The 23385-nt window shown below is 60.6% G+C and carries 21 protein-coding genes; 12 read left to right on the top strand and 9 right to left on the bottom strand.

Annotated elements, in window-relative coordinates:
• Positions 1-8 precede the first annotated feature (8 nt).
• Positions 9-1301, bottom strand: coding sequence for a gallate dioxygenase (locus ACQY5P_RS06830; RefSeq protein WP_428409986.1), 1293 nt, complete (start codon positions 1299-1301; stop codon positions 9-11).
• Between the two features lie 170 nt (positions 1302-1471).
• On the opposite strand from ACQY5P_RS06830, the gene ACQY5P_RS06825 reads away from it, so the two are divergent.
• Positions 1472-2911: an amidohydrolase family protein gene (locus tag ACQY5P_RS06825; protein ID WP_428409985.1), complete on the top strand. Its 1440-nt coding sequence runs from the start codon at positions 1472-1474 to the stop codon at positions 2909-2911.
• Positions 2912-2913: 2 nt separating this feature from the next.
• Here ACQY5P_RS06825 and ACQY5P_RS06820 read toward each other — a convergent pair whose 3' ends face one another.
• A complete protein-coding gene (locus ACQY5P_RS06820; RefSeq protein ID WP_428409984.1) occupies positions 2914-4584 on the bottom strand; it encodes a hypothetical protein in 1671 nt (556 codons plus the stop codon).
• Positions 4585-4691: 107 nt separating this feature from the next.
• Positions 4692-6932 (bottom strand): ATP-binding protein, encoded by a 2241-nt coding sequence (locus ACQY5P_RS06815; RefSeq protein WP_428409983.1) that lies wholly within the window; start codon positions 6930-6932, stop codon positions 4692-4694.
• 245 nt (positions 6933-7177) lie between these two features.
• On the opposite strand from ACQY5P_RS06815, the gene ACQY5P_RS06810 reads away from it, so the two are divergent.
• The 7 genes from ACQY5P_RS06810 (at position 7178) to ACQY5P_RS06780 (ending at position 13988) form a co-directional block, all read left to right on the top strand.
• Complete coding sequence (locus ACQY5P_RS06810; protein ID WP_428409982.1) at positions 7178-8188, top strand: N-acetylornithine carbamoyltransferase; 1011 nt, start codon at positions 7178-7180, stop codon at positions 8186-8188.
• 3 nt (positions 8189-8191) lie between these two features.
• Positions 8192-9019 (top strand): hypothetical protein, encoded by an 828-nt coding sequence (locus ACQY5P_RS06805; RefSeq protein WP_428409981.1) that lies wholly within the window; start codon positions 8192-8194, stop codon positions 9017-9019.
• A 2-nt stretch (positions 9020-9021) separates the two neighbouring features.
• A complete protein-coding gene (locus ACQY5P_RS06800) occupies positions 9022-9333 on the top strand; it encodes a cupin domain-containing protein (protein WP_428409980.1) in 312 nt (103 codons plus the stop codon).
• Positions 9334-9343: 10 nt separating this feature from the next.
• Positions 9344-9829 (top strand): N-acetyltransferase family protein, encoded by a 486-nt coding sequence (locus ACQY5P_RS06795; RefSeq protein WP_428409979.1) that lies wholly within the window; start codon positions 9344-9346, stop codon positions 9827-9829.
• A gap of 106 nt (positions 9830-9935) precedes the next feature.
• Entirely contained in the window at positions 9936-11258 is a 1323-nt protein-coding gene (locus ACQY5P_RS06790; protein WP_428409978.1) for an acetylglutamate kinase, read from the top strand.
• The gene (gene argC, locus ACQY5P_RS06785) at positions 11259-12206 is read left to right on the top strand and encodes an N-acetyl-gamma-glutamyl-phosphate reductase (RefSeq protein WP_428409977.1); all 948 of its coding nucleotides are present in this window, start codon (positions 11259-11261) and stop codon (positions 12204-12206) included.
• Between the two features lie 21 nt (positions 12207-12227).
• Positions 12228-13988 (top strand): monovalent cation:proton antiporter-2 (CPA2) family protein, encoded by a 1761-nt coding sequence (locus ACQY5P_RS06780; RefSeq protein ID WP_428409976.1) that lies wholly within the window; start codon positions 12228-12230, stop codon positions 13986-13988.
• Here ACQY5P_RS06780 and ACQY5P_RS06775 read toward each other — a convergent pair.
• The 4 genes from ACQY5P_RS06775 to ACQY5P_RS06760 form a co-directional block, all read right to left on the bottom strand.
• Positions 13985-15148, bottom strand: coding sequence for a DegT/DnrJ/EryC1/StrS family aminotransferase (locus ACQY5P_RS06775; protein ID WP_428409975.1), 1164 nt, complete (start codon positions 15146-15148; stop codon positions 13985-13987). The genes ACQY5P_RS06780 and ACQY5P_RS06775 overlap by 4 nt on opposite strands.
• A complete protein-coding gene (locus ACQY5P_RS06770) occupies positions 15145-16098 on the bottom strand; it encodes a Gfo/Idh/MocA family protein (protein ID WP_428409974.1) in 954 nt (317 codons plus the stop codon). Before ACQY5P_RS06770 ends, ACQY5P_RS06775 begins: the two co-directional genes overlap by 4 nt.
• Before the next feature lie 197 nt (positions 16099-16295).
• The gene (locus tag ACQY5P_RS06765) at positions 16296-17651 is read right to left on the bottom strand and encodes a class II 3-deoxy-7-phosphoheptulonate synthase (protein ID WP_428409973.1); all 1356 of its coding nucleotides are present in this window, start codon (positions 17649-17651) and stop codon (positions 16296-16298) included.
• Between the two features lie 231 nt (positions 17652-17882).
• A complete protein-coding gene (locus tag ACQY5P_RS06760) occupies positions 17883-18161 on the bottom strand; it encodes a hypothetical protein (RefSeq protein WP_428409972.1) in 279 nt (92 codons plus the stop codon).
• Between the two features lie 205 nt (positions 18162-18366).
• Between ACQY5P_RS06760 and ACQY5P_RS06755 the strand changes: the two genes are divergently transcribed.
• Positions 18367-19080 (top strand): winged helix-turn-helix transcriptional regulator, encoded by a 714-nt coding sequence (locus tag ACQY5P_RS06755; RefSeq protein WP_428409971.1) that lies wholly within the window; start codon positions 18367-18369, stop codon positions 19078-19080.
• On the opposite strand, the gene ACQY5P_RS06750 is transcribed toward ACQY5P_RS06755, so the two are convergent.
• Positions 19077-19712: a CoA transferase subunit B gene (locus ACQY5P_RS06750; protein ID WP_428409970.1), complete on the bottom strand. Its 636-nt coding sequence runs from the start codon at positions 19710-19712 to the stop codon at positions 19077-19079. The two genes, ACQY5P_RS06755 and ACQY5P_RS06750, sit on opposite strands and share 4 nt — an antisense overlap.
• The gene (locus ACQY5P_RS06745; protein ID WP_428409969.1) at positions 19712-20416 is read right to left on the bottom strand and encodes a CoA transferase subunit A; all 705 of its coding nucleotides are present in this window, start codon (positions 20414-20416) and stop codon (positions 19712-19714) included. The genes ACQY5P_RS06750 and ACQY5P_RS06745 overlap by 1 nt, the downstream gene beginning before the upstream one ends.
• A gap of 64 nt (positions 20417-20480) precedes the next feature.
• On the opposite strand from ACQY5P_RS06745, the gene ACQY5P_RS06740 reads away from it, so the two are divergent.
• The 3 genes from ACQY5P_RS06740 (at position 20481) to ACQY5P_RS06730 (ending at position 23370) form a co-directional block, all read left to right on the top strand.
• The gene (locus ACQY5P_RS06740; RefSeq protein ID WP_428409968.1) at positions 20481-21506 is read left to right on the top strand and encodes a hypothetical protein; all 1026 of its coding nucleotides are present in this window, start codon (positions 20481-20483) and stop codon (positions 21504-21506) included.
• A gap of 86 nt (positions 21507-21592) precedes the next feature.
• Positions 21593-22996 (top strand): serine hydrolase domain-containing protein, encoded by a 1404-nt coding sequence (locus ACQY5P_RS06735; RefSeq protein ID WP_428409967.1) that lies wholly within the window; start codon positions 21593-21595, stop codon positions 22994-22996.
• Positions 22993-23370 carry a metallopeptidase family protein gene (locus ACQY5P_RS06730; protein WP_428409966.1) on the top strand — a complete coding sequence of 126 codons (378 nt, stop codon included), beginning with the start codon at positions 22993-22995 and terminating at the stop codon, positions 23368-23370. The genes ACQY5P_RS06735 and ACQY5P_RS06730 overlap by 4 nt, the downstream gene beginning before the upstream one ends.
• The last annotated feature ends 15 nt before the right edge of the window (positions 23371-23385 follow it).

The following is a 23385-nucleotide window of genomic DNA, read 5'->3' as shown; positions in this document are numbered from 1 at the left end:
GTCGGCGCTTATTTCGCCGGCGCCTTGTCCCATTCGGTCTTGCCTTCATCGGCGCCCGCGACCGAATACATGATCTGCGCATTGCGGGTTTTCTGGAAATCCTCCAGCGTCTGGCCGCGCATGGCGGCATAGATATGAAGGTTCGATGTGCCGACGACGGCGCCGAGCTTTTCCAGCATAAAAAAGATCACGCCGTAATGGATGAGCCCGCGCCAGTCGCGCTCGCGGACAAGGCGTTTTTCTTCTTCGGTGAGCCCGGCTTTTTCAAAACTCGTTTCCGGGTCTTCGAGGAACAGCTTGCGGTGCTCCGGCACGACGAGGCTGTGAAGATAATTGTTGAGCCGGAACGCCTTCACCCCCATGCCGATGGTGAACGGATAAGTTCCGTCGAGCTTTTCGATGCCCGCCACCTGATGGTTGATGCGCTTCATATAGGCTTCGTCGGACTCTTCGTCTGTTTCGTCCGACCGCTCCTCGATCACCATATTGGCGATGGCGCACATGGAGGGAAGGTAATAGGCCTTGTGCGTCGTCTCGACTTTCTTCGACAGCGCGCCGCGCATGATCATCCACATCACGACTTCCGCGCCTTCTAGCCCGCCGAGGGTCGCAAGCTCCGCATGAGTCATGTCGAGAAGACTTTCAGGGTCTTTCTCGAGCCGCTCCATGAATTCCATGTCCCATGGCGTATTGTTGAAGCCGCAGCGCTCGCCATGCACCTGATGCGACAGCCCGCCCGTGCCTGCGATCGCGACCTTGATGTCTTCCGGATAGTGCTCGATGGCCCGGCGGATCGACCGGCCGATCTTGTAACAGCGGCGCATGGTCGGCGCCGGAAACTGCAACACGCCGATCTGAAACGGAATGAGCTTTAACGGCCATTCCTTTTCATGGGGCAACAACAGCGACAGCGGCGAGAAACAGCCGTGATCGAGGCCCTTGTTCTGGAAGGTCGAAATGTCGAACTCGTCGGCGACAAGGCCCTTGGCGATATGTTCCGCGAGTTTCGGATCGCCCTTGATCGGGGGCAAGGCGCGCGGGCCGCCGCCTTCATCGGCGGTGCGGTATTCATCGCCGACGCCGAGGGTGAAATGCGAATAATGATCGATGAAGAACGACGTCATGTGGTCGTTGAAAATATAGAAGAGGACGTCGGGTTTCGTTTCCGCCAGCCATTCCTGCACTGGCTCATAGCCTTTGAAGATCGGCGCCCAGACGGGATCGTCGTGCTTCTTCGCGTCGAGCGCGAAGGAGATGGTGGGCGTGTGCGATGTGGCGATGCCGCCGACGATTTTGGCCATGATATTCCTCCGTCCGTCTCGTCATGCTTAACGCATGAAACCCTGATTTTGAAATGCGGCGCGGTCGCTGTTAGTGAGGGCGCCACCTTCAAAGGGTGCGCCACGCTCCCTAAATGGACTATCTGTGAAATGAAGAGGGCGGGGCTATCCCGGCAGGGAAGGAATAATCGATGATTTGGCGGCGGGGCCTGTTGGCGCTTGGGGCGCTATTCTTAATAGCGGCGATCTGGCTCGGGATTTCAGCAACAGGCTATCCGCGCGCGCTGAAACCGGCGCCGATATTGTCTGCGGTCCTCATTGATAATGTGCGGCTCGTCTCCATGGCGCCGGGGGCGCCGCAGGCGCAAGGCGCCATGGCGGTGCTTGTCGTCAATGGCGTCATCGACCAGATCGGTCCCGCTGGATCGTTAGCCTCGCCCCAAGATGGAATCGTGATCGACGGCGCCGGCAAGACGCTGACGCCAGGCCTCATCGACGCCCATGTTCATGTCTGGGACGAGGCGGAGCTTGCGGGCTATCTCGCTCATGGCGTGACGGGCGTGCGCAACATGTCGGGCATGCCGTTTCACCTGCCGCTTGAAAAACGCATTGCAGAAGGGCGGATACTCGGTCCCGATTTCATCACCACGGGGCCGATCCTCAACAGTCCCGGCCGCAACCAGCAGGACAATCACCAGATCGTTGTAACGGCGGAGCAAGCGCGCGCGGCCGTCGCGAAGCAATACGATCAGGGGTATCGCGAGATCAAAATCTATTCGAATTTGCGGCGCGAGCCCTACGACGCCGTGACCGAAGAAGCGGCGGCACGCGGCATGCGCGTTTCCGGCCACACGCCCGAAGGCGTGCGCGGCGAAGGCGTGCCTTACGATGAGCCGTTCGACATTAGTTTCGAGGAATCCTTGGGGCGCGGCTTCACCACCATCGAACATGTGGAGTCGATTGTCTGGCACGGACTGCGCGATGAACTCGACGAAGCGGCGATGCTAGCACTTGCGGAAAAAATCGCCGCCTCGGGCGAGGCGGTGACGCCGACGCTGATCGCCCACGCCAATCTTATCCGCGTTGCGGAGTCGCAAGGCGATTATCTCCGCCGTCCGGGCGCAGAGACGGTCAACCCGCTCTATCGGATGCTCGACAAGGGAACCTTCGACTTCTGGAGCGGGATGGACCCGGCCCCGCGGGAGACGCCGCGCGCCGCGTTTTATCTGCAGGCGACGAAGATGCTGCATGACGCCGGCGTTACTCTGGTTGCAGGAACGGATGCGGGCATCTTCACCAATATTCCGGGCTCGGCCATGACGCGCGAACTGGAATTACTGGTCGAGGCGGGGCTGACGCCTTACGCGGCGCTGCAGACGGCGACCGTGAACGCCGGCGAGGTTCTGGGTTTCGACAAGACCGGGGTGATCGCGCCCGGCTGGCGCGCCAATCTGATCCTCGTCGATGGCGATCCGTTGCGCGATGTCAGCACGGTTGAAAATCCCGTCGCGGTGATGATCGGCGGGCGGTGGCTCGATGAGAAAAAGCTTGAAGAGCTGAAGAAAGGCGCCGCGCAAACCTCAATCCCGCGCACGGCCCGGCGCGCGATCGCCATGCTGCGCGATCTCTAAGATTACTCGGCGGCGCTTTTCTTTTTGGGCGGCGGTGATTGCTCAACGGGCGCAGCCGCCCCTTGTTGCCTGGCTTTCGCCTCCAGTTGCGCCGCCTTTTTCAGGGCGGAATTCAGGATCGCGACCGTGTCCGACGCCGGTTTCGTTGCGGGTTTCTTGGCTAGTTTCTGCGCCGGGGTTTTCGGCGGCTGTTGCGTTGCGGGAATGGCCTGCTGTGTGGGACGAGCTTGTGCCTGCTTTGCTTGAGCCGGGTTTAATTGTTGCACAGTTTTGGGGGCGGGTTTCGGTTCTGCTTTCACCTGTGCGGGCGCAGCCTTTGGAGAAGGTCCGGCGATACGCGCGAATTGTGATTGCGGCGCCGGTTTAGGCAGCGCAGGTTTGGCGCGTTGCGGCTGCGCCGTCGTTGCGGCGGGAGCCTGCCGTGAAGCCTGTTTCGGTTTCGGTTGCGCCGCCTGCGCTTCTTTCTGGCCGAAGGAGCGCACCAGCCGTCCGCGTTCCGCATCGCTTTTCTGTTGTTTGGCGAGGGTCATGCTGCGCTTGGCGAAAGCCGTGAAATCGTCGAAATGCGCCTTGTTGAGAAAGGCGCGCTTGGGCAGGGCGATGACATGTTTCGGCGCGACGACGAGATAACCAAAGAGCCGCGATTCCATGTAAGCCGAAAAAGCGCCCCAGCGGATGACGTCTGTGGCGCCGTGACGCGCATGAGAAACGCCGTCCTTCGAAAGGCTGACCGTGACGAGATCGGTCTGCGCATAGGGCCAGCCTTCATTCTTGCGGAACGGATGCGCGGGGCCGCGGAAATAGCTTCCATTCATGACGAAGATAGCGCCGGCCGCGAGCGCGCATCCCATCGCCGCGCCTGCATGAAGAAGGCTGTAGGTGTTGAAGGCGGTGTAGCCGAACATGCCGGCGAAAGCCGCAGCAACCAGAAACAGGAACGGCGCCAAAGGCCGCCATTGCGCGAGGCGGCGCAGCGTATGGAACTTACCGTCGCGTTTTTTGAAATACTGCGCGTAATAATCGTCGAGATCGCCCCGCGATGCCTCATAGGTGATGCTGAGCGGCTTCGCCAGATGCGCCTCTTCATAGGAGCAGGGCTTGTTGAGCAGCGGCCCGTGTTTCACCGTCATCAGATCGAAGAAATTCTCGTTCGGCACAACGTTTTTCGGGATGAACTCAAAGCCGCCATCCTTTCTGTGAAAGACGATGGAGGATTTGCGGCTTTCCATCTTCGCAATGTTCTGCCAGCTGATTTTCTTGACGGAAAGCGGCCCCATAATGGTCAGCTTTTCTGCGGAGAAAATGAACTCTAACCGTCCGGCATTGAGCGGGTGGCTTAGGGCTTCCTCCTTGCGTGCGGCGGCGCGCTTGCGCCGGGCCGCCAGAATGGCGAGACCGGTAAAAAACGAAAGGCTCGCCATGCCGAGCGAAGCCGCCATCCCAAAGAACGCGTCCGGATCCATGCTGTACGCGAAGCGAAGACCCTCTAAGGAAAGCGCCGGCGCTTCGGCCATGATCGCCGCGGCCCCGCGCCATGCGCCGAATGCTGCGGCGAGGAAAATTCCCGCCGTCAGCGACAGCGAGATGACAAGCCCCGCCTTCGCGCGGTCGAAGGTCTTCCGCGTGTCGGCGAGGGCGTTCAGAATATCCTGGCGGTCGATGTCAACGCGCATGGGGGCGGCGCCTGTATTATTGAGCGCGCAATCCTCGCGGCGCCGCGGTAATGCTGCGTAAAACAGGGCGCTACATTTTCAGTCTAAACTGGTTCAACTTGTGCGGATTATTCCGCCGCTTGCGTCGCCACCACATTCGCCGGCTGCGCCTCGCGGCCGGTGAGGATGTGCGCTTCCTTGCGGATGAATTGCGGCAGGCGGACTTTCGCGGCCTGGCGGCGCGGGAAGGTGGCGCAGGCGACGGTGCCGCGTCCGGGCTGCGAGGCGAGGGCGAGAATGCCGCCCTGCATGTCCATGAGCGACTTCGACAGCGCCAGCCCGATGCCGGAGCCGGAGCCCGAGCGAGAAAAATGGCTTTCGGTGAGCTCGAACGGCGCGCCGAGTTTCTGCAGTTTCGCGCGGTCGATGCCCGAGCCTGAATCCGCAACAATCACCGTGACACCGTCGAGATCGGCTTCGGCGGTGAGGGTGACTTCGCCGCCCTTGGGCGTGAATTTGAGTGCGTTGGAAAGGAGGTTCAACACCACCTGTTTCACCGCGCGCGCATCGGCCCAGACGGCCGGCGCATGGGCCACAGAGGCGGTCAGTTTGACGCCTGCGTCCTGCGCCCGTTTCGCCACCAGCCGCGTCGATTCATTGAGGATTTTCTCAAGCTCAATGCGCTTCGGTTCGAGCGTCAGGCGCCCTGCCTCGATCTTCGACATGTCGAGAATGTCGTCGATCAGCTCGAGGAGGTGGCGTCCGCTCGACAGAATGTCGGTGACATACTCTTTGTATTTTTCGTCGCCCAGCGGCCCGTAAAGCTCCGACTGCATCACTTCGGAAAAGCCGTTGATCGCGTTGAGCGGCGTTCGGAGTTCGTGGCTCATATTGGCGAGGAATTCCGATTTGGAGCGGCTCGCCTCTTCGGCGCGGTATTTTTCGTATTCGTATTTGCGCAAGGCCTCGGAGAGTTCCTTGCGGGAGTTTTCGAGGTCTTCCACCGTCTCGCGCAGCTCGCGCTCTTTTTTCTTTTGCGCCCAGGCGCGGCGTTTGAGATCCGTCACGTTGGTTGCGACGCAGACATAGCCGCCTTCCGCGGTCTTGCGGCGTGAGACATGGGCCCAGCGCGAACCGGGAAGGGCGACTTCGACATTTTCCTGCTGCTTGTCGTCCAGCGGGCCGAAATGCGCGGCGAGAACGTCGCCGGCGACCCCGGCGCAGGTGACAACCTCGTCAATCGTAAGCCCGGCCTTCAACACTTTCGCCGGAATGCGGAAGATCGCGGCGAAGCGCTTGTTCCAGATGGCGAGGCGGCCCTGCGCATCCCAGAGGACGAAGGCTTCGGGAATGCTCTCAATGGCGTCTTTGAGGCGGGTCTCGGCGATGGCCGCGCCCGGCGCCAAGGTGGCCGCGCCGGCAAGATCGAACGCAACGCCGGCGCGGTGAAACCGCGTCGCTTCACCCGACGTGCGGAAATAGGCGCGGGCCCAGCCGCCGCCCGGTTCGCGCATGCGGACAACGCCTTCGGAAACGCCGGAAGGCTCGCCGGAAATGACCGCGAGCGCCGTGCGCAAATCCTGCGGATGAACGAGGGCGGAAATCTCGCGCATCGTAAATTTGCGGTCGCGCGAGGAAAGTCCCAGCGGCTGCAGGAACGCTTTGGTGAGATGCACCATTCGGTCCTTGTGATCGTAGAACCATGGCGAGCAGCGCCCGCCGGTCAGCGCCGCGTTAAACTCCGTCAGGGTGGAGAGCGCGTGCGCCGCATTCGCCGCGGCGCGCGACTGGCGGATGAACGCCGCCATCAGCGATGCGATGGCGAGCGTGATGGCGCCGAAAATGATCGCGAACAAAACCCAGACCCGCGAGCGGTCGAACATGTCCCGGGCCGGGGCCGCCACCAGTATAGCGTCGCCATTGTCGAGCCGGCGCCAGGCGACGGCGATGTCGCCGCCAGAAAGATCGAGCCGCGCCGCATTGTCATTATCGAGATCGAGGGAGCGCAGCGTTCCCGCCGGGATATCGACCACATCGGTCGCGCCTACGGCGGTCAGGATGTCGCCCGAGGCGGAAACATGGAAGAGGGCTGTCAGCCCGCCGGGCCGTATGCCCGCCATGGTCTCGCGCACCGGCGCGCCGGTCATGATCGAGATGTTGAGCGCGGCGGCGCCGTCGCTTGCGGCTTGCGCAAGGCGCAGTTGCGTTTCGGTTTCCCGGAGCTTCGCCTTTTCGTTGAGTTCGAACAGAAACAAGACGGCGAGGGCGATGAGGAAGGCGCCGGTCAGCGCGGCGAGCCGGCGGGGGCTGAGCGCGTCGATGCGCGCGGCCAGCCGGTCCCCGTCCAGATGCTGCTGTTCATCCGCCATCTTGCGTTCCGCCCGCCGGACCTTTCGAGATGAGGCGCCCTATAGAAATAAGGGTGAGCACCCCGTGCTCAATCTCAGAAAATACCACTCCTGCGTGCGATACGCCAATCAGCCCGCCGGTTAAGGATTTGGAAACTATTCTGTTTCGCCGATCCCTGTCACCTGCGAATCAACCGGGCCGGGAGGCGCGATTTTCCCCATAACGGGCGCTTGGTTTCGCCGGGCCGGGCCGCTAAAGAGCGGGAATGAAACACTTTCTCAACACCGCCGATTGGACCCGCCCCGACCTCCAGGCCATGCTCGACGAGGCCAAGGCCATGAAAGCCTCGCCTTTCGGCGATGCTTTGAAGGGCAAAACAATTGCGCTCCTGTTTCTCAATAACTCCTTGAGAACGCGGACGTCTTTCGATGTGGGGGCGCGCCAGCTCGGCGGTCATGCGGTGGTCCTTTCTCCATCAGGGGGAATGTGGCCGCTGGAATTCGAGGACGGCGTCGTCATGGACGGCGAGGCCGAGGAGCATGTGAAGGAGGCCGCCAAGGTCCTCTCACGCTATTGCGACATGATCGGCATCCGCGCCTTCCCGAAATTCCAGAACTGGGAGGAGGACCGCAAGGACAAGATCCTCAACGCCTTCGCAAAATATGCAGACGTGCCCGTCATCAATATGGAGACCATCACGCACCCTTGCCAGGAGATGGCCCATGTGATGGCGCTGCAGGAGCGCTTCGAAAAGGACGGGCGCGGCGCCCTCGACGGCAAGAAGTTCGTCCTGACCTGGACCTATCACCCGAAGCCCTTGAACACCGCCGTCGCCAATTCCGCGCTGATGATCGCCGCGAAATTCGGGATGGATGTGACGCTGCTCTGTCCGCGCTCGGAATATCTTCTCGACATGCGCTATATGAGCCAGGCCGAACAGGACGCGAAAGCGAACGGCCGCCATATTCAGGTGAGCCACGATATTGAGGAAGCCTATAAAGGCGCCGATGTCGTGTACGCCAAAAGCTGGGGCGCGCTTCCCTATTTCGGCAACTGGGACGAAGAAAAAACCATCCGCGACGAGTACCGCCACTTCATCGTCGATGAAGAGAAAATGGCGAAGACCAACAACGCGCTTGTCTCCCACTGCCTGCCCATGCGCCGCAATGTGAAGATGACCGACGCGGTGTTCGATTCAGCGAACTGCATCGCCTATGACGAAGCGGAAAACCGCCTGCATGTGCAGAAGGCGATTATGAAGGCTTTGGCGGGATAAAAGATGTTCAGGCTGGTCTTGTTTGCATTATTGTTTGCACAAGGTGCTGAAGCCCGGCCGCGTTATGACGATCATCTTCTGCCAGAAGACTCTGTTTTTACGGACATAGATTTCCGGTTGTCGGCGTTTGACGGCCCGTACGGTTCAGACTTCCAGCATTACATGCATTATGAAGAAAACGTCGCACGCGTTTTGCGTGATGCGTTTAGGTTTGAAATTGTCGGAAGAGTTGTCGCTTACCCATCTTTTGAACCAGAATATGCGGTTGCATTAGAGTTCAAAGAAGAAAAATATAGAATTTTGTTTTTTGAGCCATCGGTCCAGTTGCGTCATTTCGATGAGCTGGAAATCATGAATGAAAAGATAAATGAAAAGCCTGATTCTGATTTTCGGAAAGAAGAGTTAGCGAGCTATCTGGAATATTTGGAAGCGGAAAACATCAACCTTCCAGAAACGCGTGAAGAGGTTGAAGTCAGCCAATGCGGTATTTCGATATCGAACGAGCTTGGCGACAAGCTTTATTCATTGTGGAGCGAGATGTTGTTCCGGACGCGTTATCCTGACTTGCCTCCTGCTGGCGTGAAATCGGAACCGGTTATGATCAATTCCGGTATAGATGGGACGCGTTATCACTTTTCCTTCGAGTACCCTGGATTTACGCTCGCCGGTCAAATTTGGCAGCCGCGAGCTGAGTCACTGACCGGCAAATTCGTGCATGTTTCGAGCATGATGAAAGATGCGTGCCGAAGTGAAGGCGTCGCAAAAATTTTGGCTGAGTTGGAAAGTCATGTTGATCGTCTAAATGCAGAGTTGGCCGAAACTGATAACTGAAGATGAAACTCACCCGCGTCTCTTCCTTCAAAGCGAACCGCGCCTGGGGCAACGAACTGATCGCCCTTTTCAGCGACATCAGCGTCAAGGCGCACTGGACCGACGAGCCTTACCGCTGGCACAAAAACACCGGACGCGAGGTCTTCATGGTCGTCGACGGGATTGTCGACATGCATTACCGCGAGGACGGCGAAGAAAAGGTTCTGACGCTCCATCCCGGCGACGCCCTCACGGTCGAGGATGGCGAGGAACATGTGGCGCATCCAAGAGGCGAGGCGCGCATTCTCGTCATCGAAAACGTCCACAGCGATTAGCGGCGGCGTCATGTCATCGCCCTTCACAATTGCTGACGCAAAGTCCGAAGACGAACACGCCCTTGCAGCGATGATGCGCGGCCTCAATGAAGCAGAGAATGAGTTCGTTCCCAACCGCGATCTCACTGACGCCGCGGCGCTGGAGCATGTGCGTTATCTGATGGGCTGCGTGAAGCAGCAGGGCGGGTTTGCGCTGGTCGGGCGCAAGGATGATGTCGCGCTCGGCTTCGCCATTGGTCTCGTGGAGACGGAGGAGGGCGCATATGTCCTGCCCGGCCAGCGCGGTTTCGGCTTCCTGTCGGATATTTTTGTGGCGCCTGAGGTCCGGCGGCGAGGGCTGGCGCGGGCGCTCGTCGCCGCCGCTGAAGCGCGCTTTCGCGATCTCGGCGTTACCGAGATGCGCCTCAATGTTCTCGGGGGGAATGTTGGGGCGATGAAATTTTATGAAAAGGCGGGATTTGCGCCCTATGAGCAGATTCTGTCCAAACTACTCTAGCCTCCGGTAATTCAAAGAAAAACCTGTTTCCGGCCGCGGTCGGCCCCTTTACAAGCGGGCCTGAACTGCGCAGGAAAACGGTCACGCGCCTCGGATACGTTTAGTCATGACCCAGACCGCCTTCACCCGCCAGACCATCGTCCAGTTGCTCTCCAATATGAGCGACGGCAAGGAGATTCGCGCCTATCTCCAGCGCTTCTCCGAGGTCGACCAGTCGCGCTTCGCGGTGATCAAGATCGGCGGCGCGATCCTCGGCGAACAGCTTGAGGAGACGGCGTCGGCGCTCGCCTTTCTTCACACGGTCGGATTGACGCCCATCGTTCTTCACGGCGGCGGGCCGCAGCTTGACATCGCGCTGAAGGAGCGCGGCGTCGAAACGAAGAAGGTCGACGGCCTGCGCGTCACCGACGCCGATACGCTCGATGTCGCCCGCGATGTTTTTATCGGCGAGAACATCAAGCTCGTTGAAGCGGTCAGGAAGCAGGGCGTCGAGGCGGAAGGCCTCATCGCCGGCGTCATTGAGGCGGAGTATCTCGACAAGGAGAAACTCGGCTTCGTCGGCGAGCCGACGACGATCCGTCAGGGGCTGATCCGTTCGGTCGTGCGCTCGGGCGCCATGCCGATCCTTACCTGTCTCGGCATCGCGCCGGGCGGTCAGCTCGTCAACATCAACGGAGACAGCGCGACGCGCGCGCTCGTCGCCGCGCTCCAGCCCATGAAGATCGTCTTTCTCACGGGCGTCGGCGGGCTGTTGGACAAGCACGGCAAGATCATGCACTCGATCAACCTCGCTTCCGACTTCGACAAGCTGATGAAGGCGAGCTGGGTCGAGGGCGGGATGCGGTTGAAACTCACCGAGATCAAGCGCCTGCTCGACGCGTCGCCATTGTCGACCTCGGTCTCCATCACGACGCCGCAGGGACTGATCCGCGAGCTCTTCACCCATGGCGGGTCGGGCACGCTGGTGCGCATGGGCGAGGACATTCACCGCTTCGAGGACAAGTCGCAGCTCGACCGCGAGCGCACCGAAGCGCTCGTCGAAAACGCCTTCGGGCGCAAGCTGAAATCCTCATGGTGGGACGGTATCGATCTCCATTGCGTCTACATGTCGGCGAGCTACCGCGCCGGGGCGATCCTCACTTCCATCGACGATTTCATCTATCTCGACAAATTCGCGGTGGTCGAGGAGGCGCGCGGCGAGGGCCTCTCGCGCACCGTCTGGCGCGGGCTTGTGAAAGAAAATCCGGTTTTCTTCTGGCGCTCGCGAACCGCGAACGGCTTTAACGCGTTCTATCACGACAACGCCGACGGCTCGGTGAAGGCGGGCCCGTGGACAGTGTTCTGGAAAGGCGAGAAAGACTGGGCGCGGATTGCGCGCATTGCGGATCATGTCGCCGCAATGCCCGCCTCCTTCATAGGGGACGATTAGATGAGCACGCCGTTTCTGGTTGGACTTGTGGGCGCGCGCGGCCATACGGGCCGCGAGCTCATCCGTCTCATCGCGGGCCATCCGGAACTGATGCTCGCTTACGCCGTTAGCCGGGAGTTCGCCGGCCGGCCGGTTTCCGACATCGCGCCGGAAGATAAAGATGAATGCGTTTTCGAAGCGCTGGGTCCGGAAGAGGCCGCAAAGCGCCGCGCCGATGTCGTCATCCTCGCGCTGCCCGACGGCGCCGCCTCCGACTATGTGGCGGCGATCGAGCAATATGCGCCGGACCGCATCATCGTCGATCTTTCCGCCGATTACCGGTTTTCCGATGACTGGGCCTATGGCCTGCCTGAACTTCACCGCAAGTCCATCATCGGCAAGACGCGCATCGCCAATCCGGGCTGTTATGCGACGGCGATGCAGCTCGCCATTGCGCCGCTCCTGCCGAAGCTTTCCGGCGTGCCGTCGGTCTTCGGCGTTTCCGGCTATTCAGGCGCGGGGACGAAGCCGAGCCCGAAAAACGATCAGGAGCGCCTCAAAGACAATCTCATGCCTTATGCGCTGACGGGCCATAATCACGAGCGGGAGGCGACGCGCCATCTTGGAACGAAGGTGCGCTTCACGCCCCATGTGCATCCCGCCTTCCGCGGCATTGTCGTCACCGCGCATATTCCGCTTGCGGAGAAAATCGACGCCGCCGCGCTGGCGAAGCTTTTTGAGGAAAAATACCGTGGCGAACCGCTGATCGCCTTGCGCAACGCGCCGCCGGAACTTAAAGATGGAACGAACCGCAAGGGCGTTCTCATCGGCGGTTTCACCATGAGCGAAGATGGGGGGCACGCTGTTATCGTCGCCGCTGAGGACAATCTCCTCAAAGGCGCTGCGGTGCAGGCGATCCAGAATGTCAATCTCGCCCTTGGTCTCGAAGAACTGAAAGGCATTCTGTAGCGGAAGGACCGGAACAAACCTATGGCGGCGACGGAAAGCGACTTCCTCATCCAGTCTGCGACTTATCTTGGCGCCGCCGCAATTACGGTTCCGGTTTTCAATCGCCTGAAGCTCGGCTCGATCCTCGGCTTTCTCGCCGCAGGCGTCGCCGTCGGGCCTTTCGGTCTCAACCTGTTGCACCAGCCGGAAGGCGTTTTTCACATCGCCGAGCTCGGCGTCGTTCTATTTCTTTTTGTTGTGGGGCTTGAACTGTCGCTGTCGCGGCTGTGGTCCATGCGCAAACAGATTTTCGGTCTCGGCGCGGCGCAGATGGCGGTCACCGGCTCTGTCATCGCCTGGCTCTTTGTGATGGCGGGCGTCATGCCGGCGCCGGCGGCGGCGATTGCGGGCTTTTCGCTCGCCTTTTCCTCGACCGCTTTCGCCCTGCAATGGATGAAGGACCGTCACGAGCTTAACACGGAATACGGGACGCAATCTTTTTCCGTGCTTCTGTTTCAAGACATCGCCGTCATTCCGCTGCTTGCCGCCGTTCCCTTTGTCGCCGGCATCGGCGCGGAGGAAGGCGCGGGGCTCGAAGCCGGAGCGAAAGCCTTCGGCGTCATCGCGCTCATCATCATCGTCGGCAAGTTCGGGCTCGACCGGGTCTTCCGGCTCGTCGCCTCTTCGGGCTCGCGCGAGGCCTTTGCCGCGACGGCGCTGTTCATTGTGGCGCTGGTGTCCCTCGCTGTGGGCTGGGCGGGACTATCCATGGCGCTGGGGGCGTTTCTCGCCGGCGCTCTCCTCGCGGAATCCTCGTTCAAGCATCAGATCGAAACCGACATCGAACCGTTTCGCGGTCTCTTGCTCGGCCTTTTCTTCATTTCCATTGGCATGCGCCTCGATCTCGGCGTCATCGCCAGTTTCTGGCCGATGGTGATCGGCGGCGCCATCGGTCTGGTGGCGGTGAAGTCGGTGATCCTTTACGGCCTGTCGCGGCTGATGCGGGCGAAGCGCGATGTCGCGATCAAAAGCGCGGCGACCCTCTCGCAGGGCGGCGAGTTTTCCTTTGTCGTCTTTACGCTCGGCGTCAGTTCGGCGCTTTTCACGGACGCGCAGGCGAGCCTGATGGCGGCGATCGTAACGCTGTCGATGATGCTGACGCCGGTCATGTATTTCGCCGCCAACCGCATGACGCGCGAAGAAGACGAAAGCGCCGACGGGCTCGACGGGCCAGAGGCGCGGCGCGATCACGCCATTATCGTCGGCTTCGGGCGGATGGGGCAGATCATCTCCCAGGTGCTTGGCAACGCCGGCGTCGACATCATCGCCATCGACCGCAATCCCGGCCATATCCGCAACGCAGAACGCTTCGGCTTCAAGGTCTATTACGGCGATGGCGCGCGGCTCGACATACTGGAAGCGGCCGGCGCGGCCGAGGCAAAGGCGATCATCCTGTGCATGGACCATCCGGACTCGGTGAACCTCGCCGTCACCGTGCTGCGCGAGAAACTGCCGAACGTGAACATCCTCGCGGTTGCTCACGACCGGCTTCATGAAATCGAACTGAGAAAACTCGGGCCCGACGTGATCGTGCGCGAAACGCTGGAATCGAGCATTCTCATTGCGCGCGAGGCGCTTTTGAGCATGGGCCTCGATGCGAGCGAGGTTGAGGATTCCATTCAGGGTTTCAGAAAGCTCGACCGCGAGCGCCTGCTTGCGCAAGCCGACCACGGGCTCGATGCAGGCCGTCCGCTGTTGCGCCAGCTTTACACCCGCCGCGATACGACGGGAAAAACGCCCTAACCGGCGGCCTCGCGCACTGCGTTGCAGATGTAATCTGTCTGATCTGGCGTGAGGTAAGGATGCATCGGCAGGGAGAAAATCTCGGACGCGACTTTTTCCGTCGCCGGAAGGCCGTTCGCGGGCGCATAGTCGGCGAAGGCGGGCATGAGATGCAGCGGCGTCGTGTAATAGATCGCTGTCGGCACGCCCATGGCTTTCAGCTTTTTCACGACCTGGTCGCGGTTTTCGATGCACAGCGAATAATAGCCGTATCCCGACTGCGATCCGGCGATCTGCGCTTGCGGGCGTGCGATGTCGGAAAGCGCGCGATCATAGTCCAAGGCGATGCGTCGGCGTGCTTCACGCTCGTCGTCGAAGATTGCTAGCTTCTCAAGCAGGATCGCCGCCTGGAAAGTATCCATGCGGCCATTGAAGCCGACCCGAACGGATTCTTTACGCGCCTCGTCGGTGCCATGCCAGCGGATTGAGGCCCAGCGCTCGCGGTCGAGGCTGTTCATGGAGAAGATTGCGCCGGCGTCGCCATAGGCGCCGAGCGCCTTTCCGGGAAAGAAACTCGTCGCCGTCGCAGGGGCGAGGCCGCCCACTTCCTTGCCGTCAAGCTGGCCGCCGAAGCTTTGCGCGCCATCCGATAGAAGGAACATGTCTTCACGCGCGGCGATGGCGGAAATGGCGCGATAATCCGCAGGCGATCCGAAAAGATCGACCGGGATGACTGCGCGCGGCTGAAGTTTTCCTTCGGCGCGCACGGCGGCAATGCGATGCTCGAGATCGCCCGCATCGATGTTGAAGGTCGCTGGATCGATATCGACAAAAACCGGCGTCGCGCCTGCGAGAAGAACGGCATTGGCGGTGGCGTTATAGGTGAACGCGGGAATGAAGACCGCATCGCCTTCGCCGATGCCGCGGGCGAGGAGGGGAATGATCAGCGCCGCCGTGCCGCTGGCGCAGGTGATAACCGTCGATGCGCCGGTGCGCGCCGCGAGCGATTCTTCAAGCTCGTCGATTTCAGGCCCTGCGATATAGCGGCCGTGATCGAGCACCGCCTGCAGGCGTTTTTCAATTTTTCCGCGGATGCGTTTCTGCTGCGCCTTGAGATCGATAAAGGCGATGTCGCCGACGGCGGATTTGCCTGCGATCGAAAGATTCACCACGCTGTTCATGCTCGCCGCCTTTCCGGGGTCTTGTATTGCTGATCGTAGGCCGCGGCGATGCCCGCAGCCTCTTCAATGCGCAGCGCCCATTCAAGGGCTTCGCGTCCGTCCGCGCCAGTCACGAGGGGCGTCTTGCCTTCTGCGATGGCGGCGGCGAAGGCCGCCGCGCCATAGCCAAGGGGGTCGGTGAAAGCGAGCGGCGCAGCGCCGCTTTCAAAACACGCATGCAGCGGGGAAGGGGTTGTGTTCGCCGCCTTGCGGTTGATGAAATCGAACTCGATGACGCCGTCGTCATAGACAAGCGTCATGCGGCGCTCCGGCGCTCCGGCGCGCCGCGAGGCCGCCAGCAGCACGTTGGAACCGTTGTCCAGCGTCAGCTCGGCTTCGGCGGAATTGTTTGCGCCCTGGGCTGAAACCGTTTCGACGCCCGCGCCGGTAAGCTTCCGGATAAGGTCAATATCGTGAATCATCAGATCGAGAACGACCGACACGTCCTCGCAGCGGCCGGTGGCGGCCGTGTGACGGATGCAGTCGATTTTGACGGGGGATCGCTTTCGGTCGAAAAGACCGGCCGCCTCAGCGACGTATCGCTCCTGATGTCCGACCTGAAGGATGAGGCCGCGCGTTACGGAAAGCGCGATCAGCTCATCGGCTTCTTCAAGGGTGAGCACGAGCGGCTTTTCAACGAACACATGACGTCCGGCGCGCAACGCCTCGAGCGCGAGGTCATAATGCGCGATCGCCGGCGCGGCGATGACCACGGCGTCGGAGCGCTCAAGCAGCGCGGAGAAATCTTCTTCGGCAGGAGCGCCATGCTTGCGGGCCTGGGCCGCCGCTTTTTCGCTATCGATATCGTACACGCCGGAGAGTTCAGCGTTTTCAAGTCCGGCAACCTTCCCGCAGTGGTGCCCGCCAAACACCCCGGCGCCGGCGACGCCGATTTTGATACGCTTTGTCACAAGAATTCAGCTCCGCCAGTTGCGCCCCTGTTGACCGGCAGGACCAGCCCCCCTGAGAATGGCCGGGCCCCTTTCTATTGTCCCCATACTAGCCTGCATCGCGTCGCAGGAAAGCACCCCGAGAGTTTAGGGCGTTCACACTATATTTCCACCTGTTTCGCGGCTTATGTTAAGGGGAAATATTAGGTTGAGTTTAATTAGCCCGCAGTTCGTCTCGCCTTGAACCGGTCGGCGAGAATGAACGCAAGATCAAGGGATTGGCTTGCATTGAGGCGCGGGTCGCAATGCGTGTGGTAGCGTGAGTGAAGGTCCGCCTCCGAGATCTCCCGCGAGCCGCCGAGGCACTCCGTCACGTTCTGGCCGGTCATCTCGAAATGAACGCCGCCAGGCGTTGCGCCTTCTGCGTAGCAGACATCGAAGAACGACCCGACTTCAGAGAGGATCGCGTCCACATGGCGCGTCTTGTAGCCGGTGCCCGCCTTCACGGTGTTGCCGTGCATGGGATCGCAGGACCAGACGACATTGCGGCCTTCGCGCTGAACGGCCCGCACGAGCGGCGGAAGTCCGTCTTCGACCTTGCCCGCCCCGAAACGCGAGATCAGGACCATGCGGCCTTCCTCGTTTTTCGGGTTGAGAATGTCGAGCAGACGGATCAGTTCGTCCGGATCGAGGCTCGGACCGCATTTCATGCCGATGGGGTTTTCGACGCCGCGGCAGAACTCCACATGGGCCCCGTCGGGCTGGCGCGTGCGGTCGCCGATCCACAGCATGTGGGCGGAAGTGTCGTACCATTTGCCGGTGGTGGAATCGACGCGAGTCATCGCGCTTTCGAAGCCGAGCAGCAGAGCCTCGTGGCTGGTGTAGAAATCGACTTCGCGGATCGCCCGTACGGTCGACCCGTCAATGCCGCAGGCTTCCATGAAGGTGATGGCTTCGGAAATCTTGTCGGCGATGGCGCGGTAGCGATCTTCCTGCGGGTTGCCGGAAACGAATTCCAGATTCCATTTCTGCACGTTCCTGAGGTCGGCGTAACCGCCATAGGCAAAAGCGCGGATGAGGTTCAGCGTCGCCGCGGCCCGCCCGTAAGCCTGCAGCAGCCGATTGGGATCCGGCGTCCTCGCGGCTGCATTGAACTCCATCGCATTGATATTGTCGCCGCGATAGCTGGGCAGGGTTTCGCCCTCCAGCGTCTCGGTCGGCGAGGAGCGGGGTTTGGCATACTGGCCGGCGATGCGGCCCACCTTGATGACCGGCATGGCCGCGCCGAAAGTGAGGATCACGGCCATCTGCAACAGGACGCGGAACGTGTCGCGGATGTTGTTCGGGTGGAATTCCTTGAAGCTCTCGGCGCAGTCGCCGCCCTGCAGCAGAAACGCCTCGCCTTTTGCGACCTTCGCCAGGGACTGGCGCAGGGTCCGGGCCTCGCCCGCAAACACCAGCGGCGGATAGCCCGAAAGCTCTTTCTCCACGGCGCTCAAGGCGTCCGGGTCGGGATAGTCCGTCGGAATGTGCAGGGCGGTCTTGTCGCGCCAGCTTTGGGGCGTCCAGGTCATGTCGAAAACTCCTTACGGAGAGGGTCTTTAGCCTGTGCACGGTGGCGCCGCAACAGACCGGATTTTTGGCATAACCTTGCGCCCCCCGACAAGAAAAACGCGCCCGGTACAAGGGCGCGTCAGTCATCAGGGATTCTATTATTCAGGGTATTGCCTGCCCGGGCCGGGCAGGGTGGAAACAGGGACACCCGGCCCGGACAGGATCTCGTCAGCAGGTCTTCGGCGGGGCGGTTAGACCTTGATCGTCAGTTCTTTGACGTCGCCGCGCTTGACCTTGCATTCCGCTTTGATCGGCTCGCCTGAGGCCGGCACGAACTCCAGAGAGATGCGCTTCATGGAGCCGCCCGAGGCGGTCACGAATTTCGTATTATATTCACCAGCGGTCACGATGCCCTGAGCTTCGGCGGCGGCGGCGCAGGCGTCCAGATGGGCGTTCCAGTCTTCGGCTTGGGCAGGGGCCGCGAAAGCGGCGGCGGCGAAGGCCATTCCAGCTAAGATATTGATACGCATAGGGTCTCTCCATTTTTTCGTGCGCCCGGCGTAGCGCAATTTTTATTCACCGATTGAAAACAATATGCACTTTACTATATAAAAATGAAGTGTCAAATATATTCTGCGCGTAGCACACGATTTTGTTACAGGCACGACAAATTAATGACGCTTGTAGTAGGGTTAGAAAAAATGACAGGCCCGTTAGGGCCCGGGAGGACGCCGAATGGCGCGAACATATAATCAGGACTGCAGCCTGGCCCATGCGCTGGACCTGCTTGGTGAACGCTGGACGCTGTTGATCATCCGTGACCTGTTTCTGGGGCCGCAGCGTTTTGGCGATTTACAGGCGAATTTGCCCGGCATCGGCGCAAACCTTCTGTCGAAACGCCTGAAGGAGCTTGAAGAGGCCGGGCTTATCGAAACCGTGACGTCGGGCGAAGCGCGCGGGCGTTATCGCCTCACGCAAACGGGAGAAGGTCTGAGGCCATCCATCCGCACGCTGATGAAGTGGTCCATCATGTATTTTTACCAGCGCCCGGAGTCATCGCCGGCGAAAGAATGCATTTACACGGACAATCTTCAGCCGGATTCAGTGGCCCTCGCGGTCGAGATGTTCGCAGCCCATTGTCCGGAGCCTGACAATAATTACGTCGCGCACCTGCTGATCGATGATTTTCAGTACACCGTCTATAATATGAACGGTCAAATGACGGTGCGCCGCGGCGCCGATGGCCCTGCGGTGGCGACGATTGTCGCTGACGTTCCTACAATCATGCAGTCTTTCCGTATGGAGCTGTCTCTGAAACAGGCGAAAGAGCGCATGAAGCTCAACGGCGATCAAAAAGCGCTTGCCCATCTCCTGCGCTGCATCGTGCACAAGGAATGGCACGAGCACGAGCACGAGGAAACGGTTACGCCCATGGCGGCGTCGTTTTAGAGCGCGACCTCGAACTTCGCCTCTGTCGAGGCTTTCACCTCTTCGACGGTGACGTCCGGCGCAAGCTCCGTGAGCTTCATGCCATTCCCATCGATTTCGAAGACGCCGAGATTGGTGATCACCATGTCGACGACCTCCTTGCCGGTGAGCGGCAGGGAGCATTCATGAAGAAGCTTCGGATCGCCGTTTTTCGACGTGTGGTCCATGACGACGACGACCCGCTTCACGCCGGCGACGAGGTCCATGGCGCCGCCCATGCCTTTGACCATCTTGCCCGGAATCATCCAGTTGGCGAGATCGCCTTTTTCGGACACTTCCATGGCGCCGAGTATCGAGAGGTCGATATGTCCGCCGCGGATCATCGCGAAGCTGTCGGCCGACGAAAAATAAGACGTGCGCCGGAGTTCCGTAATCGTCTGTTTGCCTGCATTGATGAGGTCGGGGTCTACTTCATCTTCATAAGGGAAGGGGCCCATGCCGAGCATGCCGTTTTCCGACTGCAGCGTGACGTCGACGTCCTCGGCGATGTAATTGGCGACGAGCGTCGGAATGCCGATGCCGAGATTGACGTAAAAGCCGTCTTCAAGCTCTTTCGCCGCGCGTTCGGCCATCTGATTTCTATCCCACGCCATTATGCATTCTCCCGCTGACGCACCGTGCGCTGTTCCACGCGTTTTTCGTGCTCGCCCTTGATCAGGCGCTGCACATATACGCCCGGCGTGTGAATGCAATCCGGATCGAGACTGCCGAGCGGCACGATTTCCTCGACTTCGGCGACGGTGACCTTGCCGGCGGTCGCCATCATCGGGTTGAAGTTGCGCGCCGTCTTGCGGAAGACGAGATTGCCCTGTTCGTCGGCTTTCCAGGCTTTGACTATGGAAAGATCGGCGACAAGCCCCGTTTCCATGATGTAGGTCTCGCCGTTGAACTCCTTGTGCTCCTTGCCTTCCGCGATCAGCGTGCCGACGCCGGTCTTCGTATAGAAGGCGGGAATGCCGGCGCCCCCGGCGCGGCAGCGTTCGGCGAGCGTTCCTTGCGGATTGAATTCCAGCTCAAGCTCGCCTGAAAGATACTGCCGTTCGAATTCCTTGTTCTCGCCGACATAAGACGAAATCATCTTTTTGATCTGGCGCGTCTGGAGCAGAAGGCCGAGGCCGAAATCGTCGACGCCTGCATTGTTCGAGATCACGGTGATGTCTTTGACGCCGGAATCGCGCAGCGCAGCGATGAGGTTTTCGGGGATCCCGCAAAGGCCGAATCCGCCTGACATGACGGTCATGCCGTCAAAGGTCAGCCCGTCCAGCGCAGCCCGGGCGTCAGGATAGATTTTTTTCATGGGCAAGCTCCAAATGCGGTTTTTGCACTAGCGGAAAAGCCTTGTTAAGTCCACAAGAAGGGCGATGACGACTGCGACAAATGATGCCGCCGCTTTGGCGCGCGACCCGGCCTGGTTTCCGCACGCATTAGACGCGAACCGGCGGGTGATTGCGCTGGCGCGCATCGATCGCGCCGGTCTTTCGAGCGAGCCTTTCCTCGATCAGCGCATGCAGAATTCCGTCACCGGGTCCATGACGGTGCCGTTCGACGCGCTCGCCGCGGCGGCGCCGAAAGCGGCGGCGCCGTCCTTTATTTTTCATACGGCGTTTTGTTGTTCCACCTTGATGGCGAAAGCGCTTGACTCAAACGGCGCCGTTCTCGCGCTCAAAGAACCGAATATTCTCATGGATGCTGCGAATGTCTTGCGCATGGCCAGCGATGCGGACGTTGCGCGCCGGACCCTCGCCGGCGCCGTCAATCTGCTGGCGCGGCCGCACGCGCCCGGGGAGCGCATTCTGATCAAGCCCACAAATACGGCGAACAACATCGCGCCGGCGGTCGCCGCCTCGGGCGCCCCGGTGATTTTTCTCTATGGCGACCTGCGCGGCTTTTTGCTGTCGGTCCTGAAAAAAGGCGAAGCCTGCAAGGCGTTCACGCGGAAACAATACACGATCTTCGCCCTCGACAAGGAAGGCGTTGCGGCGATCCCCGAACGTCAGGCGTTGGGCTTTACGGATCTTCAGATCGCGGCGCTTGTCTGGCGTCATCAGATGGAGCTCTTTGCGCGCATTCTTTCCTCGGGCGCTGCGAATGTGCGCTCGCTTTATTTCCGCGATCTCCTGAAAGACCCGAAAGGGGTTTTGAAAGCCGCGGCAGCGCATCTCAATCTCGATCTTTCGGACGAGATGCTGGAAACCAATGTGGCCGCGGTGTTTTCGAAGAATTCCAAATTCGCCGATCAGGAATATACGCCCGAAGAACGCTCCCGCGACGAGCGTTCGCTGGAAGAACTCCACCGGCAGGAAATCGATATGATCGAAGGCTGGGCGCGCCAGTTGAAGCTGGCGGTCGATCTCGGCGACCGTTTGCCCAAACCGCTTCTCGGTTAACGGGACCGGCGGCTTGCCTGCTTTGCGGCGCTGACAGCGCGGAGCCGAGCCGGTATGGTCGTCTCTTGGGTCAAACGGGTTCAAACATGTCTTTGCGAAACGCTCTATTATTTGCAGTCGTTGCAATCGCTGCGGGTGGTCTTGTTTATTTCGGCGTCAAGGCCGACCGGATGGCGCGCATCGGCGCCGGCTACAAGGCGAAAGTCGCCTGCTCGGAAATCTTTGTCGCCGGGCGCGACAGGGACGCCGTCATTCCCGCCGAGTTCGCGGGCATGCCTGACGCCATGAAGCAGATTGCCGTCACCATCGACGAAGCCGCAAAAACCGTCCGCGCCAGAGGGCCGCTCGGTTTCGGCGGCGCGCGCGCGATCTTCCGCGAGGGCTATGGCTGCACGCTGGCGAATGCGGGGCGCATCGCGCCGTTGCCGTCTGCGCCTGCGGGCTTCGCCGCGCAGCCCTGGCCGGAAGCGCCGCCGGTTTCGGGAAAGGCGATCATGCGCGTTGATTATGGCGCGCTCGATTTCGCGCTGACGCGCGCTTTTGAAGACAACGCGCCGAACCATCGTTCATTTGTTGTCGCGGTGGACGGCAAGATCGTCGACGAGCGCTATGCGGACGGCTTTGACGTTGAGACGCCATTCCTCTCCTGGTCCATGGCGAAAAGCGTGACGGCGACGCTGGTCGGCGCCGCGGTGAAGCGCGGGCTTGTCGATGTGAACGATCCGGCGCCGGTTCCCGAATGGGCGGGCGATGCGGAGAAGTCAAAGATCACCTGGAACGATTTGTTGCAGATGCAGTCAGGACTTGGTTTTGGTGAACAATATGACGTCATCCGGTCCGACGTGAACCGCATGCTGTTTGAGCGCGCGGACGCCGGCGGCATGGCGGCGCGCAGCCCCGTCGACCATGCGCCGGGCGAAGTCTGGTACTATTCCAGCGGCACGACCAATCTTATCGCGCGCACTTTGCGGCAGGTGCTTGAGAAAGAAGGCGTGGATTTTCACGAATTCGCAAAGGAAGCGATTTTCGAGCCTATCGGCGCGGCAACATTCACGCTCGAGGTTGATGCGGCCGGGTCTGTCCTGGGCTCTTCTTTTGTTTATGCGATGGCGCGCGACTGGGCGCGGCTTGGCCAGCTTTATCTTCAGGACGGAGTCTGGAATGGCGAGCGGCTTCTGCCCGAAGGCTGGAAGGACTATGTGAAAACGCCTGCAGGCGCGTCCGATCATCAGTATGGGGCGCAATTCTGGCTGAACCGCGACGGCGAGAACGGACGGACGCGTTTCTTCCCCGGCGTGCCGGAGGAAATGTATTTTTTCGCCGGCCACGAAGGCCAATATGTCTTCATCATTCCCGATAAGCGCATGGTGGTTGTCCGCACCGGCATGACCCGCGGCCGCGCCGCCATGCCGGAGGTCGCGCCGGTGCTTAAGGAAATCTATGACGCGGTCGGTTTTCCCGAAGACAGCGGCGGAGAAGCCGCCCGGTGACGGAGCCCGATCTAGAAAGTTTCGACCGTCTCGTGCGCGACGCCTATGCGGGGCTGCCGGCGGCGTTTCGCGCGCTTTGCGGCAATGTGGTGATCCATGTGGCCGACGAAGCGGAGCGGGAGATCCTCGACGAGATGGGCATTGACGATCCCCTGGATTTGTCCGGTCTCTTTGAAGGCGTCGAATTCGCCGCCGCGGAGGACGCTCTGCCGAACCATGTGCACTTGTACCGCCGCTCCATCATCGCCGAATGGCGCGAGGACGGGGAGATCACGCTGGAAGACCTCGTCACCCACGTCCTCGTTCATGAAATCGGCCACCATTTCGGCCTTTCCGATGAGGACATGCACGCGATAGAGGAGGCCGCAGAATGAAGGCCTTCACATGTG

This window comes from Hyphococcus sp., from assembly GCF_965267305.1.
In the GTDB taxonomy this organism is placed as follows: domain Bacteria; phylum Pseudomonadota; class Alphaproteobacteria; order Caulobacterales; family Parvularculaceae; genus Hyphococcus.
The sequence above is the reverse complement of the archived record's forward strand: the minus strand, read 5'-3'. Positions and strand labels throughout refer to the sequence as shown.